This window comes from Aeromonas sp. YN13HZO-058 (assembly GCF_001921245.1).
GTDB classification, from domain to species: domain Bacteria; phylum Pseudomonadota; class Gammaproteobacteria; order Enterobacterales; family Aeromonadaceae; genus Aeromonas; species Aeromonas allosaccharophila.
The window spans coordinates 60,707-78,276 of sequence record NZ_MQSY01000060.1; the positions used below are offsets into that span (position 1 = coordinate 60,707).

Here is a 17,570-nt window from a genome sequence, read left to right on the forward strand (position 1 = left end):
TTTCAATTCAAGGAGAAGAAGATGCAAAAATGGGTATATGCCCTGCCTTTGCTGGCACTGGCGTGGGGTCATCAGGCCAAGGCTGCCGATATCGAAGCCGGAAAAGCCAAAGCGGCGGTCTGTGCCGCCTGTCACGGCGTGGAAGGTAAGGCGATGATCCCCAACTATCCCCATCTGGCGGGTCAGAATGCCGCCTATCTGGTGAAACAGTTGAAAGCGTTCAAGGATGGCTCTCGCAAAGAGCCCTTGATGGACCCCTTCATGGCGCCGCTGACCGAGGCGGATATCGACAATCTGGCGGCCTTCTACGCCAGCCTGAAATAGCCTCGCGTCTGATTCGCACTCATCCAGAGCCGCGTCTGCTGTGGTCGATTACGCTTCGCTAATCGACCCTACCGGCGGCAGTAGTCGATGATCAGGTCCATAAAGGCTTCGCCGAAGCGTTCCAGCTTGCGGTGGCCGACGCCGTTGATGGCCAACATCTCGTCTTCGGTCATCGACATCGCCGCTGACCCCATCTCCACCCGAGTTGCTATCTACCGTCGGCAGTAGTCGATGATCAGGTCCATAAAGGCTTCACCGAAACGTTCAAGCTTGCGGTGGCCGACGCCGTTGATGGCCAGCATCTCGTCCTCGGTCATCGGCATCAGCTGAGCCATCTCCACCAGAGTCGCATCGTTGAACACCACGTAGGGCGGCACCTCTTCGTCCTCGGCAATCTGCTTGCGCAAGCCGCGCAGCTCCTTGAACAACCGCTTGTCGTAGTTGGCATTGTCGAGCAGGCCGTTGCGCTTCTCTTTGCGGCTGGAGATAGGCTGCAAGCGGGGCACCGCCAGCTCCAGCGTCACCTCGCCACGCAGCACGGGGCGGGCCGCTTCGGTCAGCTGCAGCACCAGATTGCGGGTGATGTTCTGGGTCAGCAGCCCCTTGTGGATCAGCTGGCGGATCACGCTCATCCAGTATTCGTGGCTCTGATCCTTGCCGATGCCATAGGTCGAGAGCTTGTCGTGGCCGTGATCCTTGATGCGCTGGTTGAGCGAACCGCGCAGCACCTCCACCACATAGCCCACCCCGAAATTCTGCCCCACCCGCCAGACGCAGGAGAGCGCCTTCTGGGCATCTTCGGTGCCGTCATAGCTCTTGGGCGGATCGAGACAGATATCGCAGTTGCCGCACGGCTTGTCGTTGTACTCGCCAAAGTAATTGAGCAGCACCTGACGGCGGCAGGTCTGCGCCTCGGCAAAGGCCGCCATCACGTTGAGCTTGTACTGCTCCACCTGCAACTGCTGCGGGTTCTCGATGTTGTCGAGCAGACGGCGCACCCGGCCGATATCGGCGGGATCGTAAAGCAGCAGCGCCTCGGCGGGAGTGCCATCACGACCGGCGCGACCGGTCTCCTGATAGTAGGATTCGATGTTCTTCGGAATGTCGTAGTGCACCACGAAGCGCACGTTGGGCTTGTCGATGCCCATGCCGAACGCCACCGTCGCCACCACGATCTCGACATCATCCTTGAGGAAGGCATCCTGGGTCTGCTGGCGCTGCTCGAGCGGCAGCCCCGCATGATAGGGCGCCGCCTTGCAGCCGTGGCGGGATAACCGCTCGGCCACCTCCTCCACCCGATTACGGCTGGAGCAGTAGACGATGCCGCAGTTGCCCTTCTGGCTCTGCACATAACGCAGCAACTGCTCCGCCGCCTTGAACTTCTCCACCAGGCTGTAGCGGATATTGGGTCTGTCAAAGCTGGCGGTGTGGATAAAGGGATCGTTGAGTTCCAACCGGTGCAGCATGTCGCTGCGGGTCGCCTCGTCGGCGGTGGCGGTGAGCGCCACCACCGGCACCTGCGGGAACCACTGCTTGAGTCGCCCCAGCGCCGCGTACTCAGGCCGGAAATCGTGGCCCCACTGGGAGACACAGTGCGCCTCGTCGATGGCGAACAGCCCGAGCGGCAGCTCCGCCAGCCGGTCCATAAACTCGTGCTGCAGCAAGCGCTCGGGGGAGACGTAGACGATCTTTATTTCGCCGCGGCGCATGGCGGCGAAGTTCTGGATCATCTCCTCCCGACTGAGGGCCGAGTTGATGTAGACCGCCGCCACACCGTTGGCGCGCAGGCTGTCGACCTGATCCTTCATCAGCGAAATAAGGGGGGAGACCACCACCCCGAGCCCGGGCCGCAGCAGCGCCGGGATCTGGTAGCAGAGCGACTTGCCGCCGCCGGTGGGTTTGAGCACCAGTGCATCGCGCCCCGCGACGATCTGCTCGATGATCTCGAGCTGACCCGGCCGAAACTGCTGATAGCCGAAGACCGCCTGCAGCAGGGCAAGCGGACTCTCTGGCTGAGGATCTGGCAGGGTTTCGGCAATCGCGGTCATGGGCTCTCCTTTGGGGTCGCCATTCTAAAGCAGCCGCCGCCCACAATAAACCTGCCATTGCGACTGTTAAGGAACTGTTGCAGACTGACTGGAGTTTTTACTCGGCTTTGATGACAAGGATTGGGATCAGAGAATGAAACAGATGCTCAAGAAGATGGCGCTCAGTGGCATTGCCAACCTGTTTGCCGAGAAGATGCCGTTCAACAAGCTGATCGGCATGCAGGTGACCCACTACGACTTCGACAAGGTGGAACTGCGCATCAAGATGGACGAGAAGCTGATCGGCAACCCCTTCCACAACATCCTGCACGGCGGCGTCACCGCCACATTGCTGGATGTAGCGGGCGGCATGATTGTCGCCGCCTCCTGCATCGACGAGCTGGAGGAGTTCTCCCCCAGCTATCTCAAGGAGCGCTTCGCCCGCCTCGGCACCATCGATCTGCGGGTGGACTACCTGCGTCCGGGGCGCGGCAACGAGTTTATCGCCACCGCCCACATCATCCGGGCTGGCAGCAAGGTCGCAGTCGCCCGGATGGAGCTGCACAACGAAGAGGGCACCCACATTGCCTTCGGCACCGGCACCTATCTGGTGGGTTGAACCAAATTTGTGCATAAAAACCACGCTGCTAATCCACTTTTAATCATTAGATTCCTTACCCCCTCTGGCCGAACAAGGTCCATACTGATAGTCGGGATTGTGTGCAGAGGGAGGATTGCAGGCGATGAGTGCGAAACTGGCCATCAAACCATCCAGAGCCTTGTTGACACAGCTCGAGTCCATGCTCGACGAGGTGCAGACACCCGAGTGTCGCCACTGGTTGGAACAGGAGCTTGAGGGGTATTCTCTCTCCTCACCCCTGCCTTGGTATCGCATCGTTCCCTGTCGGCAACGCGGTCACTTTCTGGATCTGAAAACGGGAAAATATTTGACCTGTCACATCAACAGTCAAACGCTATGCCAACGCGATCTGGCCCAAATTCAGTTCATTTATGCCCGTGAACCCGCCGCCCACTATTTACTGCAACGCAATTCCGGTATTGAACCCTGGCCAGAGCAGCTGCTGGAAGATTATCAGGAGCAGTTGATCCCCGGTCATTTATGCCTGCAAGCCTGGCATGAGCCAGTGATTTCATTACGTGCACAACTGATGGAGGGAATAGAACATTTCATTAGTGAGTACCCCAAGCACGCGGCCTTGCTGCCTCAACACAGTTTCAAGGCTTTGCGGCATCAGCACTGGCATATCTGAGTAAGCGCCTGGCGCGCAAGGAGGGCACCATAGACAAGACCCATAGCGAGATTGCCACAATCTAGAGTGCCGGAGTCAGGATCAGACTCCACCGATGGGCCACCGAGCGGTGGCCCTTTTAATATCCGCAGCCACCACACTATCGACTGCTCCGCGCACCATAAACTGTTGTGGTCAACTAAGACCCGGACACCTGCTTATATCCAATCTTTACCCTCCCTTCCCATATCCCACCGACTTATCGCATCTCTACCCCCTTCCGGCCGGAAAAAGTGGGTTGCCATCACAAGCCGAAAACGAATAGCGGATAGCGGATAGCGGATAGCGGATAGCGGATAGCGGATAGCGGATAGCGGATAGCGGATAGCGGATAGCGGATAGGCAAAGTGTGGCGCCATGAACCCGCAACACAAACAGGCAATCATTGCTCGTAGAGTCTTGGCCTATCGGCAGGTCGGCAGGTCGGCAGGTCGGCAGGTCGGCAGGTCGGCAGGTCGGCAGAGAAAAGAGCAACCCGCGGCGGAAAGCCAATGCAAAAAGGCCGCTCAATTGAGCGGCCTTTTCAAATTTGGTCGGTGTGAGAGGATTCGAACCTCCGACCCCTTCGTCCCGAACGAAGTGCGCTACCAAGCTGCGCTACACACCGATGTCTGCGGGACGGGAATTTACCGAAAGCCCCGACCCGACACAAGCCTTTTTTGCATTTGGCAGGAAAAAAAGTGCCATTCGCTCAACTATTCAGCACTCTTTTCACCCGTTTACCGGGCTGCAGCCAGCTGGTGACATTCCGGCAACCCAGAGTCAGACCAAGCGCAGGGAGGTTGGCCCCAGCAGACGGCGCTGCCAGTCAGCCACAGTGCCATGCTCCAGCCAGTCGGCTGCATGCTGGCGCCAGTTGGGCGAGAGAGCCGGATTTTCCAGCAACAGCAGCAGGTCGGTCTCGTTACGTACCTGATTGAACAGAATATCCGCCGTGCGCTTCACCGTCAGTTCGGGATAGGGTCTGTCTACCAGCTCCATGGCCGCGTCTGGCGCGATCATCCCCTCCTCCAGCACCCGCAGCAGCCAGCCACAGCGGCCACCCAGCTGCATCACCTGCGACATCTGGCCATAGCCAAAGCGCTGGTTGAGCTTGAAACAGGGGGATCTCGGCTGGCTGATCTGGATCAGCGCCTCACCGAGTCGATAGACATCGCCGATGCAGGCTTGCGCCTCGGTCAGCCCGATACCGGAGAGATTTTCGCCAAAAGCGGCAGGCTGCCAGGAGGTGCGTGGTGCTGGAAGACCCAGCGCGGTTTGCCAGGTCTGCCACCAGAGGTAGTGGTCGGCCGGATAGTAGTGGATCGCCCGATCCGGGCCACCGTGGTGGCGCAAATCACTCTGCTCATCCCCTTCCAGACCGGCAAAGGTACAGCGAACTGGTGCAGAGATCGGTTGCTTGTGAATGGCGCTGATGAGGCCGGGCACCAGCTCGGTGCCACGACCGCTAAAAAGGGAGATCCGCATACTCATCCTCCAAGTTGACGAGAGTAGGCGGATCTTATCATGGCGTCAGACGACGGCCTGCATCTGGGTGGTCATGGCGATCTCGGCACGACGGCGCTTCTCTGCCCTGGCCATCAGATACCAGCTGCCGAAGGTAAAGAGCGATACCGACAACAGGATCAGGCTGGCCACCGCGTTGATCTCGGGTTTAACCCCGAGCCGCACCGCCGAGAAGACCTCCATCGGCAGGGTAGTGGAGCCCGGGCCGGAGACGAAGCTCGCCAGCACCAGATCATCCAGCGACAGGGCGAACGACATCATGCCGCCCGCTGCCAGCGAGGGGGCGATCATCGGGATGGTGATCAGGAAGAACACCTTCCACGGCTTGGCGCCGAGATCCATCGCCGCCTCCTCGATCGAGAGATCCAGCTCCCGCAACCGCGCTGACACCACGATCGCCACGTAGGCGGTACAGAAGGTGGTGTGCGCGATCCAGATGGTCAGCATGCCCCGCTCGGCGGGCCAGCCCACCAGTTGGGCCATCGCCACGAACAGCAGCAGCAGCGACAGACCGGTGATCACCTCGGGCATCACCAGCGGCGCCGTCACCATGCCGCCGAACAGGGTACGACCACGGAAGTGGGGAATTCGGGTCAGCACGAAGGCCGCCACCGTCCCCAGCGCCACCGCGGCGATCGCGGTGTAGAAGGCGATCTCCAGCGAGCGGAACACAGACCCGATCAGTTGCTTGTTGTCGAGCAGGCCGAAGTACCACTTGAGCGACCAGCCACCCCATACCGTCACCAGCTTGGAGGCGTTGAAGGAGTAGATCACCATAATGACCATGGGCAGGTAGATAAACAGCAGCCCCAGCCAGAGCATCAGTTTGGCAAAACCGAAACGTCTCATCATGCCTTGTCCTCCAGCACTCTGAACTGGTTACGGTTGCAGCGGCTGGATACGGGATTGAACAACGCTGTTTTCATCATGCTTTACCCTCCAGCTCTTTGGCCTGGTTACGGTTGAAGAGGATGATCGGAATGATCAGCACCGCCAGCATCACCACCGCCAGCGCAGAGGCGACCGGCCAGTCGCGGTTGTTGAAGAACTCCTGCCACAACACCTTGCCGATCATCAGGGTCTCCGGGCCGCCCAGCATTTCGGGGATAACGAACTCCCCCACTACCGGAATAAATACCAGCATGCAGCCAGCGATAATGCCGTTCTTGGAGAGCGGCACCGTGATCCGCCAGAAGCGGGTCAGGTTGCGGGCACCGAGATCGGAGGCGGCCTCCAGCAGACTCTGATCATGCTTGACCAGATTGGCGTAGAGCGGCAGCACCATAAACGGCAGATAGGAGTAAACGATGCCGATATAGACCGCCAGGTTGGTGTTGAGGATCTGCAGCGGCTCGTCGATCAGCCCGATCCCCAGCAAGACGCTGTTGAGCAGGCCGTTGTTGCTGAGGATCCCCATCCACGCATAGACCCGGATCAGGATGGCGGTCCAGGTCGGCATCATGATCAGCAGCAGCAGCACGGTCTGGGTCTCCTTGTTGGCCCGGGCGATGGAGTAGGCCATCGGATAGCCAATCAGCAGGCAGAGCAGGGTGCTGATGAACGCCATCTTGAGGGAGCCCAGATAGGCCGCGATATAGAGCTCATCCTCCTGCAGCAGCAGGTAGTTGCCCATGTTGAGCAGGATGGTGAGCTGATTGTCGGCCCAGCTCACCACGTCGGTGTAGGGCGGGATCGCCACATCCGCTTCCGCGAAACTGATCTTCACCACGATGACGAAGGGCAGCAGGAAGAACAGGAACAGCCAGAAGAAGGGGATGCCGATCACCAGCCGGCGCCCCCCGACCCGCTTCAGTCGTTGCAAGAACTTCATGATTGCAGCACCACGCCGCTGTCATCTTCCCAGTAGAGGAACACCTGGTCATCCCAGGTTGGCCGCTTGCCGTGGCGTTCGGCATTGGCGATGAAAGCCTGAACGATTTTGCCCGAGGGCAGCTGGATGTGATAAACCGAGTGGCCGCCCAGATAGGCGATGTCATAGACCTCACCCTTGGTCCAGTTGAAGTCCGGGTGCTCGATCTCCTCCGGCTTTTGCAGACTCATCAGCAGTTTTTCCGGCCGCAGGGCGTAGGTCACCTTCTTGTTCTCGGCGCGGGAGCTGATGCCGTGGCCCACATAGATGGGCTGCTCCAGATCGGCGCAGGCGATAGTCGCGTGGTCCTGCTCATCCTCCACCAGCAGGCCATCGAACAGGTTGACGTTGCCGATGAACTCGCACACCAGCCGACTGGCCGGGGTCTCGTAGATATCCATCGGGCTGCCGATCTGCTCGATGCAGCCGAGGTGCATGATGGCGATCCGCTCCGCCATGGTCATCGCCTCTTCCTGATCGTGGGTCACCATGACGCAAGTAACCCCGACCCGCTCGATGATCTCCACCAGCTCCAGCTGCATCTTGGAACGCAGCTTCTTGTCGAGCGCCCCCATGGGTTCATCGAGCAGCAACAACTTGGGACGCTTGGCCAGCGAGCGGGCTAACGCCACCCGCTGACGTTGACCACCGGAGAGCTGGTGCGGCTTGCGACGGGCATACTGGGTCATCTGCACCAGCTTGAGCATCTCCTCCACCCGGGCATCGACCTCCGCCTTGGGCAGGCCGTCCTGCTTGAGGCCGAAGGCAATGTTCTGCGCCACCGTCATATGGGGGAACAGGGCGTAGGACTGGAACATCATGTTGATGGGGCGCTCGTAAGGCGGCATGTCGGTGATATCGACCCCGTCGAGGAACAGCCGCCCCTCGGTCGGGCGTTCGAAACCGGCCAGCATCCGCAGCAGGGTCGATTTGCCGGAGCCGGAACCACCGAGCAGTGCGAAAATCTCGCCCTTGTGGATATTGAGAGATACGTTATCGACCGCCAGCGTTTCGTCGAACTGCTTGCTTACCCGATCAATCTTCACCAGCACTTCTTTGCGCTGCTGACTGCCCTCGAGGGCTTTCTTGTAGGCACTGGAGGCTATCGCCATTACCAAACTCCCCAACGTGATACCGACCTCACGGCCGATCCATAAAAGCGATTTGGCGCCCCCGAACGGGCACCAAGGTTAGGTTCCGGACTTGATCTTGTTCCAACTCCGGGTCATCAGCCGCATCACTGCGCGAGGGTGTGTCTGCGACACATAAAGCCTCGCCAGCACCGGCTGTGGTGGATAAACAGACTCGTCGTCACGCACTTTTTCATCCATAAACGCTGCCGCTTTGGCATTGGGATTGGCATAGCCCACATAGTTGCTGACCTTGGCAATCACTTCGGGCTGCAGGACGTAGTTGATGAGGGCGTGCGCCTCTTTGACATTGGTGGCATCGGCCGGGATCGCCATCATGTCGAACCACAGATTGCCCCCCTCTTTCGGAATGCTGTAGGCAATCTTCACCCCCTTGCCAGCCTCATCGGCGCGGGCAGCGGCCTGCAGGATGTCGCCGGAAAAACCGGCTGCCACGCAGATATCGCCATTGGCGAGATCGCCGATGTATTTGGAGGAGTGAAAGTAGGTCACATACGGCCGCACCTTGAGCAGCAGCGCCTCGGCCTGTTTGATATCAGCCTGTTCGTGGCTGTTTGGATCGAGTCCGAGGTAGTTGAGAGCGGCAGGGATCATCTCGTCGGCGGAGTCGAGAAAAGCGACGCCGCAGCGCGAGAGTTTCGCCATGTTTTCCGGTTCGAAGATGGCCGCCCAGGAGTCAATCTTGTCGACCCCCAGTACCGCCTTGATTTTGTCGACGTTGTAGCCGATGCCGTTGGTTCCCCACAGATAGGGCACCGCGTATTGATGACCCGGATCCACCTTGTCGAGCTGCTTGAGCAGTACGGGATCCAGGTTGGCCATATTGGGCAGCAGGGATTTGTCCAGCTTCTGGAACGCTCCCGCCTCTATCTGTTTGGCCAGGAAATTATTGGAGGGCACCACCAAATCGTAACCGGTCCGCCCCGTCAGCAACTTGCCTTCCAGGGTTTCGTTGGAGTCAAACACGTCATAGACGGTCTTGATCCCGGTCGCCTGCTGGAAATCACTGAGAGTGGTCTCGCCGATATAGTCTGACCAGTTGTAGAAGTGCAGCTCTGGCGCAGCCTGAGCCACATTCGCCAATCCCATGGTCAGCGCTATGGTTAGCAATTTGGTTGTCTTCACGGTGTCAGTTCTCCTGTTGCAGTGGTTGACCGTCTGCGCATCCATTCGCGCGGCCCATCCGGATGGATGGCATCACTACCCTCCCGGCCGAACTGCGGACCGGGAGGGGTATTCGTTACTTACTTGCCGGACTTGATCTTGGTCCAGCTGCGAGTCATCACTCGCTGCACCTTGGCCGGCAGATCCGGGAAGGTGTAGATCTTCTGCAGGGTTGCCGCATCGGGGTAGATACCCGGATCGGTGCGGATCGCCTCATCCACCAGAGGGGTTGCCGCCTTGTTGCCGTTCGGGAACTGCACCACGTTGGTGATACTGGCGATCACCTCAGGCTTCATCAGATAGTTGATGAAGGTGTGGGCAGCCTCGACGTTCTTGGCATCCGCCGGAATGGCGATCATGTCAAAGAAGCTGCCCGCCCCCTCTTTCGGAATGGTGTAGGTCAGCGCCACGCCATTGTTGGCTTCAGCCGCCCGCGCCTTGGACTGCTGCAAGTCACCGGAGTAACCGACCGCGACGCAAAGGTTGCCGTTGGCCAGATCCGATATGTACTTGGAGGAGTGGAAATAGGCGGTATAGGGACGGATGGAGAGGAACAGCTCCTCTGCCTTCTTCAGCTCGGCCGGTTTCTGGCTATCCGGTTTGAAGCCCAGGTATTGCAAGGCGGCCGGCAGCATTTCGGTCGGTGAATCGAGGAAGGAGACGCCACACTCTTTCAGCTTGGCCATGTTCTCCGGCTTGAACACCAGATCCCATGAGTTAACCGGGGCATCGGCCCCCAGCACGGCCTTCACCTTCTCGGCGTTGTAGGCATAACCGATGGTGCCCCACAGATAGGGGATGGAGTACTGGTTACCCGGATCGCTCGGCTCGAGCGCCTTGAGCAGGCCGGGATCCATATTTTGCCAGTTGGAGAGCTTGGACTTGTCCAGCTTCTGGAACACGCCCGCCTTGATCTGCTTGGCCAGGAAGGGGTTGGATGGCACCACGATGTCGTAGCCCGAGCTACCCGCCAGCAATTTGGCTTCCAGCACCTCGTTGCTGTCGAATACGTCATACACCACCTTGATGCCCGTCTCTTTCTGGAAGTTATCCAGGGTATCCGGCGCGATATAGTCGCTCCAGTTGTAGACGTGCAGCACCTTCTCTTCAGCCATTGCTCCGGCACTTGCCATGACCAGAGCCACAGAGGCAGCGATCACTCCTGTTTTGAAAGACATCATCCTTGTCTCCTAAGCAAATTGTATGCGCATGCCAACCTGCCCGACCCACCTCAACCTTTCAGCTTTTCGGCTGTCAGATCCAGACTGCGCCTGGCCAGATCGACCAATTCATCAACCTGTTCCTCGGTGATCACCAAGGGGGGCGATATGATCATGGTATCGCCTACCGCCCTCATCACCAAGCCATTGTTAAAGCAGAACTCCCGACAGGTCATCCCCGCATTTACGTGCGCCGGGAAACGCCGGTTGGTCTGTTTGTCCTGCACAATTTCCAGCGCGGCCACCAGCCCGCGGCCACGGGTTTCCCCCACCAGCGGATGATCGGCCAGCTCGGCCCAGCGGCGCTGCAAATAGGGGCCGATGGTATCATGCACTCGCTTAACTATGCTCTCTTTCTGCATAAGCTGGATATTGGCCACCGCCACGGCGCAAGAGACCGGATGGCCCGAGTAGGTGAAGCCGTGGTTGAACTCGCCCCCCTCCTCTACCAGCCCCTTGGCGACCCGGTCGCTCACCATCACAGCGCCGAGCGGCAAGTAACCGGAGGTAATCCCCTTGGCCAGACACATCAGGTCCGGCTTGATGCCAAACCCTTCGCTGGCAAACCAGTGGCCGGTGCGGCCAAAGCCGCAGATCACCTCGTCGGCGATCAGCAGAATGCCGTAGTGATCGCAGATGCGCTGGATCTCCGGCCAGTAGCTGTCAGGCGGAATGATGACGCCCCCCGCTCCCTGGATCGGCTCGCCGATAAAGGCGGCCACCTTGTCCACCCCCAGTTCCAGAATCTTCTGCTCCAACTGACGGGCCCGCTCCAGCCCGAACTCGTGGGCGCTCATCCCCTGCCCCTCACCGAAGTGATAGGGCTGGTCGATGTGCACTATGCCGGGAATGGGCAGGCCACCCTGGGCATGCATCCCCTTCATGCCGCCCAGACTCGCCCCCGCCACGGTAGAACCGTGATAGGCGTTGTGACGGCTGATGATCACCTGTTTATCAGGCTGCCCCTTGCTGGCCCAGTAGTGGCGCACCATCCGCAGCACGGTGTCGTTGCACTCGGAGCCGGAACCGGTGAAGAAGACGTGGTTGAGGTGAGACGGCGTGACTTCGGCCAGCAGGGTCGCCAGCTCGATCACCGGCGGGTGAGCGGTCTGGAAGAAGAGGTTGTAGTAGGGCAATTGCTGCATCTGACGGGTGGCGGCATCCACCAACTCCTGGCGGCCATAGCCCATATTGACGCACCACAGGCCTGCCATGCCATCGAGAATGCGGTGGCCGTCGGAATCTTCCAGATAGACGCCGCTGGCTTTGGTAATGATGCGCGAGCCCTTCTTGTTCAGGGCCTGAAAGTCGGTAAAGGGGTGCAGGTGGTGGCTGGCATCCAGTTGTTGCCACTCACGGGTTGTCTGCTGCATTTGTTGCTCCTCGGTTCCTTCGATTTAGCAAGATTCAGTCGTCAAATAGTCAGGCTGGTAGTCAGGTGGGCTGGCATACTCGCAGCCACAACCACTCACAGGTGGCTACCGCCACCTGACTCGCTTCCGGTGTCTTCGATACAGGGATCGGGGAGGCCGACTCAGGCCTCCCCGTCACAGAGGGATCAGACGTTCAGCAGCAGGAACTCCCGCTCCCAGCGACTGATCACCCCGAAGTAGGTCTCGTACTCTTTGCGTTTGACCGCCACGAAGGCACGGGTGAAGCGCTCGCCCAACATCTCCTTGATAGGCTCGCACTGTTCGAGATGGCTGAGTGCCTCCTCCAGCGAGCGGGGCAGGCTGTAGGGCAGGTCATAGGCGCTCGACTTCATCTCCTGCATGGGCTCCAGCTTCTCCATCATGCCGAGATAGCCACAGGCCAGGGTGGCGGCCAGCGCCAGATAGGGGTTGGCATCGGCACCGGCGAAACGGTTCTCCACCCGGCGCGCACTCGGGTCGGAGAAGGGCACCCGCAGACCGCAGGTGCGATTCTCTACGCCCCACTGGACGTTGCGCGGTGCGCTCTCGCCAAAGGTGAGGCGGCGGTAGGAGTTGACGTTGGGGGCCAGCAGGGCGGTCACCGCCGGGGTGTATTTCTGCAGACCGGCGATGAAGTGCATGAACTGTTCGCTGTTGCCGCCGCTCGCGGTACCGAACAGGTTGTGGCCGTTCACATCTTCCAGACTCTGGTGGATATGCATGGCGGAGCCGGGCTCGTCGCTCATCGGCTTGGCCATAAAGGTGGCGTAGATGCCGTGCTTGTGGGCCGCCTCGCGCATGGTGCGCTTGAACAGAAACACCTGATCCGCCAGATCGATGGCATCCCCGTGCAGGAAGTTAATCTCCATCTGGGCGGCACCCGATTCGTGGATCAGGGTGTCCACCTCCAGCTCCTGCGCCTCGCAGTAGTCATACATGTCTTCGAAGATGGGGTCGAATTCGTTGACCGCATCGATACTGAACGACTGGCGGGCGGTCTCCGGGCGGCCGTTGCGACCCACCGGCGGCACTAGGGGGTAATCGGGGTCTTCGTTGCGTTTGACCAGATAGAATTCCAGCTCGGGGGCGACCACCGGCTTCCAGCCCTGCTTCTCGTAAAATGACAGAACCCGACGCAGCACGGAGCGCGGCGCGATGTCGATCAACTTGCCGTTGATGTCAAAACAGTCGTGGATAACCTGCGCGGTGGGCTCCAGCGCCCAGGGGACAAAACGGATGGTGTTGGGGTCGGGATAGAGCTGCATGTCCCGCTCCAGCGGGTCGATCATGCTGTCGTCATCCGGATATTCGCCGGTCACCGTCTGGGTGAAAATCACCTCGGGCAGACGCATGCCCCCTTCGCGCAAAAACTTGTTGGCTGGGATGATCTTGCCCCGGGCGTTGCCGGTGAAATCCGGGAACAGACACTCCACTTCCGTGATGCGATTGCTCTCCATCCAGCCTTTGATACTGTCCATGTTAAACCCCGACTTTACGGTTGCCATTGGCAAGAGTGTCTAATATATGGAACACCCTTGTTATAAAATTGTAATCAACATCACCATAAAAGCCCGCCATCAAGGGCAATGTCAAGCGGGTGTGTTTAAAAAACTATAAATAACGGCGCATATAATGACCAGGTCGGCACCAAATACTAAACACTCAAATCCGGACTCCACCCGCCGATCCCGCCCTTGCTGAGCATTGCAAAGCCGATGCCAACAGAGGGGGCCGCGGGTGCCGGAACACAACCAATCCCCCGTCGGAACGGGCCATTTTTTTGCAAAGGCGCACAATCCTTACCCTATTTGCTTTGCTTGGCTGCATTTTTTTGGTACAAGGCCCGCCCTGATTTGCACTCTCTTGCATGAAACAGGTGCAAATCGGGATACAAGGGCTTGGTCTGTAGGCAGACAGCCCCCATAAACAGGGATAATTGGGTTAGTAAACTGACTGGTAGTTAATCGTATGTGTGATTTCATGACTGAAGACCAACTGGCCTTTTACAAGGGGCAGATCGAGCGACAGATCGTCGAGCTCGAAGAGCGCCTGAACTCCCAGGCCAGCCAGGCCATCGCCACCGACACCAACGAGATGGCTGATGAAATTGACCGTGCCAGTATCGAGGAAGCCCGCCGTCTGGAGCTGAACCGCATCGAGCACGACAAACTGCACCTTCGCAAGCTGCGGGGCGCATTGAAGCGCATCAGCGAAGGGGATTTTGGTTACTGCGAATCTTGCGGTGACGAGATCTCCATAAAGCGGCTGCATGCCCGTCCGGAATCCCGTTTCTGCGTCGAATGCCAGAGCACCAAGGAATTTAACGATACCCACGTGTTCCGTCGCGTCGCCTGATTCTTCGAAGAACCGTCACCATTCTGGTGCAACAGGCGGCCAGCAAGGCAGGGCCCAACGCTCAAACCTTGCACACCGCCTCGCAACAAGATGGTGACAAGTTCTGTTAGACTCCGGACACGTTCCGGAATCTACAGGAGAACAGAGAGTGAAATGGCTCATCAAGCTGTGTTTGTGCCTGCCGCTGCTGGCACAAGCACAGGTTCTGACGGTCAAGGTCCCCAGCCGTCCCGTCAACAATCTTGACCAGGAGTACCAGTACAAGCTGCTGGAACTGGCCCTGACCCGCTCCGGGCAACCTTTTCGCATCCAGCCTGTCGAACTCGACCTCAACCAGTTTACCCTCCAGCAGCAGCTGAGCAAGGGCAAGACCATCAACGTCTTCTGGATGGGCACCTCCAGCGCACTCGAATCCTCCCTGATTGCCGTCCCCATTCCGCTGTTTCGCGGGCTGGAAGGATTGCGGCTGTCATTCATCCACGCGGATGCTCAGGAGAAGTTCAACCAGATCAATACCCTGGCCGATCTCAAACAGCTGAAGGCGGCGCAAGGGGTGGGGTGGGCCGATAACAAGATTCTGGAAAATGCCGGTATCCCGACCTTCTCCGGCCGATACAGCAGCCTGTTTCGCCTCATCAACGACGGCGACAAGATCGACTTCTTCCCGCGCGCCCTGGTGGAGATCTTCGCCGAGCGCAGCGAGCTGGTGGCGCAGTATCCCAACCTCGCCATCGAGCAGCATCTGCTGATCCGCTACCCCTTCGCCCAGTTCTTCTTCGTCAGCCCCGAATACCCCAAGCTGGCCAAGGCGATTCAGACCGGGCTGGAGCGGGCCTATGCCGACGGCAGCTTCATGAAATTCTTCCATGACAACCCCAAGATCCGCGAAGCGCTGGCCAGCGCCAACCTCGATCAGCGGGTCACCATCGCCCTGCCCAATCCGGACATGACCCCGTTGCTAAAATCCATTCCGGCCCAATATTGGGATTATCCACCGCAGGGATAAGCATTCCGAGCGCCTGACCATGAGGGTCGGGCAGCGTGAGCACAATGCGCCAGGGAGGTGCCATGAAGGGAATCCAGGAGTGGTTTGCGGAGTACGGCCAGAGCCATCGCCATCCGGTCAACGTTGCCATCCACAAGCTAGCGGTGCCGGGCATCTATCTCTGCTCGCTGGCGCTGCTCTGGTGTCTGCCACACGGGCCCTTGCCAGAGCCACTCAACTGGGCGGCAGTGGCGGCCATTCCGGTGTTGCTGTTCTATCTGCAGTTGTCGTTTTCGCTGTTCGCGGGGATGGCCGGGCTGACCGCGCTGGGACTGTGGATCTGCCACCAGTGGCAGGGGCCGCTGTTGTGGCCAGCCGTGGCAGCGTTCGTGTTGCTCTGGATAGCCCAGTTTGTCGGCCACAAGATCGAGGGCAAGCGCCCCTCCTTCCTCGCCGACCTGCAATTTCTGCTGATAGGCCCCGCCTGGGTGCTTGCCAGCCTCTATCGTCGCTTGCGCCTTCCCTACTGAGGAGGGCCAACAGGAGAGACCATGACACATAACCACACGCGACATAATGCCCTGCACCGCGCCCTGCCCCTGCTGCTGGGGGCCCTGTTTGCCGGCCCGGCACTGGCCGACAAGGCCGACCCGGTCGGTGAAGTGAGTACCGCCTTCAAGCTGTTTGGCCCCAACCACAAGATCCTGGTGGAGGCGTTCGACGACCCGCGCATCGACGGCGTCGCCTGCTATCTGGCACGCCCCAAGACCGGCGGCGTCAAAGGCGGGCTGGGACTGGCGGAAGATCCCTCCCACGCCTCCCTGTCGTGCCACCAGATCGGCCCCATCACCCTGCCCGAGAAATTGAAGGCGGGGGAAGAGGTGTTCGACGTCAGCACTTCACTGGTGTTCAAGGAACAGAAAGTGGTGCGTTTTTACGACAAGAAACGCAATGCGCTGGTTTACCTGACCTACAGCACCAAACTGGTGGATGGTTCGTACAAGAGTGCAGTCAGCGCAGTTCCCATTATGCCGTGGGGACAATAACCAGCCGGTCTGTCCGGTGATGGCCGACCCATTTTGTTGTAATTTGACGACACACACGCTGCGGAGCACATACCATGAAAGTCGCCGTATTCAGTACCAAGAGCTATGACAAAGAGCATTTCAACCAGGCCAACAGCCAGTACGGCTTCGACCTGGAGTTTTTCGATGTGCGGCTGGAGGCCAAAACGGCCCGACTGGCTCACGGCTTCCCGGTGGTGTGTCTGTTCGTCAATGACGATGCCGACCGCGAGGTATTGACCGAACTGGCTGCCAACGGCACCCGGGTGATCGCCCTGCGCTGCGCCGGTTATAACAACGTGGATCTGGCCGCCGCCAAAGAGCTGGGGCTGAAAGTGGTGCGGGTGCCCGCCTACTCCCCCGAGGCGACCGCAGAACACGCCGTCGGCATGATGATGTGCCTCAACCGCCGCATCCATAAGGCTTATCAGCGCACCCGCGACGCCAACTTCTCGCTGGAAGGGCTGGTCGGCTTCAACATGCATGGCAAGACCGTTGGCGTCATCGGCACCGGCAAGATCGGTCTGGCCGCCCTGCGCATCCTCAAGGGGTTCGGGGTTCGCCTGCTGGTCAACGATCCTTACCAGAATCCCGCAGCCATCGAGCTGGGTGCCGAGTACGTGGATCTCGATACTCTGTTCCGCCAATCCGACATCATCAGCCTGCACTGCCCGCTGTTCAAAGAGAACTACCACCTGTTGAACAAGGAGGCATTTGCCAAGATGAAGGACGGGGTGATGATCATCAACACCAGCCGTGGCGGCCTGCTCGACTCCAACGCCGCTATCGAGGCGCTCAAGACCTCCCGTATCGGCGCGCTGGGGCTGGATGTCTACGAAGAGGAAGAGGATCTCTTCTTCTCCGACAAGTCCAACGAGGTGATCACCGATGACGTGTTCCGCCGCCTGTCTGCCTGCCACAACGTGCTGTTCACCGGCCATCAGGCGTTCCTGACCCGCGAGGCGTTGCACGCCATCGCCGATACCACCCTCGGCAATATCCGCGCCATCGAGAACCAGGGCCGCTGCGACAACGAAGTGGAATAAGGGCTAATCCCTTCATCCTGTTCTTCATTGCTGTGCGCCGGGTTGTGAGACCCGGCGCCTTCGGGTAGGCTAGCCCCCCTTTTTTATTCAGGAGTCTGGCGCCCATGTTGATCGGATTTGCTCACGGTACCTCCGA

At 59.3% G+C, this 17,570-nt stretch carries 18 protein-coding genes and 1 tRNA gene; 8 read left to right on the forward strand and 11 right to left on the reverse strand.

The features are described 5' to 3' along the window. Positions 1-21: 21 nt before the first annotated feature. Complete coding sequence (locus tag BSP75_RS15170; protein ID WP_075113735.1) at positions 22-324, forward strand: c-type cytochrome; 303 nt, start codon at positions 22-24, stop codon at positions 322-324. Positions 325-392: 68 nt separating this feature from the next. Here the strand turns inward: BSP75_RS15170 and BSP75_RS15175 are convergent, their stop codons facing one another. After that, entirely contained in the window at positions 393-503 is a 111-nt protein-coding gene (locus BSP75_RS15175; protein WP_216219180.1) for an HRDC domain-containing protein, read from the reverse strand. 33 nt (positions 504-536) lie between these two features. After that, entirely contained in the window at positions 537-2,372 is a 1,836-nt protein-coding gene (gene recQ, locus BSP75_RS15180; protein ID WP_075113736.1) for an ATP-dependent DNA helicase RecQ, read from the reverse strand. Positions 2,373-2,505: 133 nt separating this feature from the next. On the opposite strand from recQ, the gene BSP75_RS15185 reads away from it, so the two are divergent. Together BSP75_RS15185 and BSP75_RS15190 are read left to right on the forward strand one after the other, a co-directional pair. After that, on the forward strand, positions 2,506-2,970 hold the full coding sequence (locus BSP75_RS15185; RefSeq protein WP_005355465.1) for a thioesterase family protein: 465 nt from the start codon (positions 2,506-2,508) through the stop codon (positions 2,968-2,970). A gap of 124 nt (positions 2,971-3,094) precedes the next feature. Next, positions 3,095-3,622, forward strand: coding sequence for a hypothetical protein (locus BSP75_RS15190; RefSeq protein ID WP_005356927.1), 528 nt, complete (start codon positions 3,095-3,097; stop codon positions 3,620-3,622). A gap of 569 nt (positions 3,623-4,191) precedes the next feature. Here the strand turns inward: BSP75_RS15190 and BSP75_RS15195 are convergent. From BSP75_RS15195 to BSP75_RS15235, 9 genes are all read right to left on the reverse strand, one after another. Next, a tRNA-Pro gene (locus BSP75_RS15195) sits at positions 4,192-4,268 on the reverse strand. Between the two features lie 155 nt (positions 4,269-4,423). After that, positions 4,424-5,128, reverse strand: coding sequence for an MOSC domain-containing protein (locus BSP75_RS15200; RefSeq protein WP_075113737.1), 705 nt, complete (start codon positions 5,126-5,128; stop codon positions 4,424-4,426). Between the two features lie 45 nt (positions 5,129-5,173). Beyond that, positions 5,174-6,016, reverse strand: a complete 843-nt coding sequence (locus BSP75_RS15205; protein WP_033115680.1) for an ABC transporter permease subunit — start codon at positions 6,014-6,016, stop codon at positions 5,174-5,176. 76 nt (positions 6,017-6,092) lie between these two features. Next, the gene (locus BSP75_RS15210) at positions 6,093-6,998 is read right to left on the reverse strand and encodes an ABC transporter permease subunit (RefSeq protein WP_075113738.1); all 906 of its coding nucleotides are present in this window, start codon (positions 6,996-6,998) and stop codon (positions 6,093-6,095) included. Next, positions 6,995-8,149, reverse strand: a complete 1,155-nt coding sequence (potA, locus tag BSP75_RS15215) for a polyamine ABC transporter ATP-binding protein (protein ID WP_024945572.1) — start codon at positions 8,147-8,149, stop codon at positions 6,995-6,997. Before potA ends, BSP75_RS15210 begins: the two co-directional genes overlap by 4 nt. 78 nt (positions 8,150-8,227) lie before the next feature. After that, entirely contained in the window at positions 8,228-9,313 is a 1,086-nt protein-coding gene (locus BSP75_RS15220; RefSeq protein WP_058052463.1) for a polyamine ABC transporter substrate-binding protein, read from the reverse strand. 119 nt (positions 9,314-9,432) lie between these two features. After that, the gene (locus BSP75_RS15225) at positions 9,433-10,530 is read right to left on the reverse strand and encodes a polyamine ABC transporter substrate-binding protein (protein WP_082628350.1); all 1,098 of its coding nucleotides are present in this window, start codon (positions 10,528-10,530) and stop codon (positions 9,433-9,435) included. Between the two features lie 53 nt (positions 10,531-10,583). Next, positions 10,584-11,945 (reverse strand): aspartate aminotransferase family protein, encoded by a 1,362-nt coding sequence (locus tag BSP75_RS15230; RefSeq protein ID WP_075113739.1) that lies wholly within the window; start codon positions 11,943-11,945, stop codon positions 10,584-10,586. 185 nt (positions 11,946-12,130) lie between these two features. Next, positions 12,131-13,462: a glutamine synthetase family protein gene (locus BSP75_RS15235; protein ID WP_042656534.1), complete on the reverse strand. Its 1,332-nt coding sequence runs from the start codon at positions 13,460-13,462 to the stop codon at positions 12,131-12,133. Positions 13,463-13,952: 490 nt separating this feature from the next. Here BSP75_RS15235 and BSP75_RS15240 point away from each other — a divergent pair, with 490 nt between their 5' ends. From BSP75_RS15240 to BSP75_RS15260, 5 genes are all read left to right on the forward strand, one after another. Continuing rightward, positions 13,953-14,339, forward strand: a complete 387-nt coding sequence (locus BSP75_RS15240) for a TraR/DksA C4-type zinc finger protein (protein ID WP_042059525.1) — start codon at positions 13,953-13,955, stop codon at positions 14,337-14,339. A gap of 148 nt (positions 14,340-14,487) precedes the next feature. Next, positions 14,488-15,345 carry a hypothetical protein gene (locus tag BSP75_RS15245; protein ID WP_042059523.1) on the forward strand — a complete coding sequence of 286 codons (858 nt, stop codon included), beginning with the start codon at positions 14,488-14,490 and terminating at the stop codon, positions 15,343-15,345. Positions 15,346-15,407: 62 nt separating this feature from the next. Further along, positions 15,408-15,854 (forward strand): Mpo1-like protein, encoded by a 447-nt coding sequence (locus BSP75_RS15250; protein WP_075113740.1) that lies wholly within the window; start codon positions 15,408-15,410, stop codon positions 15,852-15,854. 21 nt (positions 15,855-15,875) lie between these two features. Beyond that, entirely contained in the window at positions 15,876-16,370 is a 495-nt protein-coding gene (locus BSP75_RS15255) for a CreA family protein (RefSeq protein WP_075113741.1), read from the forward strand. A gap of 74 nt (positions 16,371-16,444) precedes the next feature. Continuing rightward, positions 16,445-17,434: a 2-hydroxyacid dehydrogenase gene (locus BSP75_RS15260; RefSeq protein ID WP_075113742.1), complete on the forward strand. Its 990-nt coding sequence runs from the start codon at positions 16,445-16,447 to the stop codon at positions 17,432-17,434. Positions 17,435-17,570: the final 136 nt, after the last annotated feature.

Excerpts from the sequence above, each read along its gene's own strand:
- BSP75_RS15170 (WP_075113735.1), top strand. The coding sequence starts at position 22 with ATGCAAAAATGGGTATATGCCCTGCCTTTGCTGGCACTGGCGTGGGGT.
- BSP75_RS15175 (WP_216219180.1), bottom strand. The coding sequence starts at position 503 with ATGTCGATGACCGAAGACGAGATGTTGGCCATCAACGGCGTCGGCCAC.
- recQ (WP_075113736.1), bottom strand. The coding sequence starts at position 2,372 with ATGACCGCGATTGCCGAAACCCTGCCAGATCCTCAGCCAGAGAGTCCG.
- BSP75_RS15185 (WP_005355465.1), top strand. The coding sequence starts at position 2,506 with ATGAAACAGATGCTCAAGAAGATGGCGCTCAGTGGCATTGCCAACCTG.
- BSP75_RS15190 (WP_005356927.1), top strand. The coding sequence starts at position 3,095 with ATGAGTGCGAAACTGGCCATCAAACCATCCAGAGCCTTGTTGACACAG.
- BSP75_RS15200 (WP_075113737.1), bottom strand. The coding sequence starts at position 5,128 with ATGCGGATCTCCCTTTTTAGCGGTCGTGGCACCGAGCTGGTGCCCGGC.
- BSP75_RS15205 (WP_033115680.1), bottom strand. The coding sequence starts at position 6,016 with ATGAGACGTTTCGGTTTTGCCAAACTGATGCTCTGGCTGGGGCTGCTG.
- BSP75_RS15210 (WP_075113738.1), bottom strand. The coding sequence starts at position 6,998 with ATGAAGTTCTTGCAACGACTGAAGCGGGTCGGGGGGCGCCGGCTGGTG.
- potA (WP_024945572.1), bottom strand. The coding sequence starts at position 8,149 with ATGGCGATAGCCTCCAGTGCCTACAAGAAAGCCCTCGAGGGCAGTCAG.
- BSP75_RS15225 (WP_082628350.1), bottom strand. The coding sequence starts at position 10,530 with ATGTCTTTCAAAACAGGAGTGATCGCTGCCTCTGTGGCTCTGGTCATG.
- BSP75_RS15230 (WP_075113739.1), bottom strand. The coding sequence starts at position 11,945 with ATGCAGCAGACAACCCGTGAGTGGCAACAACTGGATGCCAGCCACCAC.
- BSP75_RS15235 (WP_042656534.1), bottom strand. The coding sequence starts at position 13,462 with ATGGACAGTATCAAAGGCTGGATGGAGAGCAATCGCATCACGGAAGTG.
- BSP75_RS15240 (WP_042059525.1), top strand. The coding sequence starts at position 13,953 with ATGTGTGATTTCATGACTGAAGACCAACTGGCCTTTTACAAGGGGCAG.
- BSP75_RS15250 (WP_075113740.1), top strand. The coding sequence starts at position 15,408 with ATGAAGGGAATCCAGGAGTGGTTTGCGGAGTACGGCCAGAGCCATCGC.
- BSP75_RS15255 (WP_075113741.1), top strand. The coding sequence starts at position 15,876 with ATGACACATAACCACACGCGACATAATGCCCTGCACCGCGCCCTGCCC.
- BSP75_RS15260 (WP_075113742.1), top strand. The coding sequence starts at position 16,445 with ATGAAAGTCGCCGTATTCAGTACCAAGAGCTATGACAAAGAGCATTTC.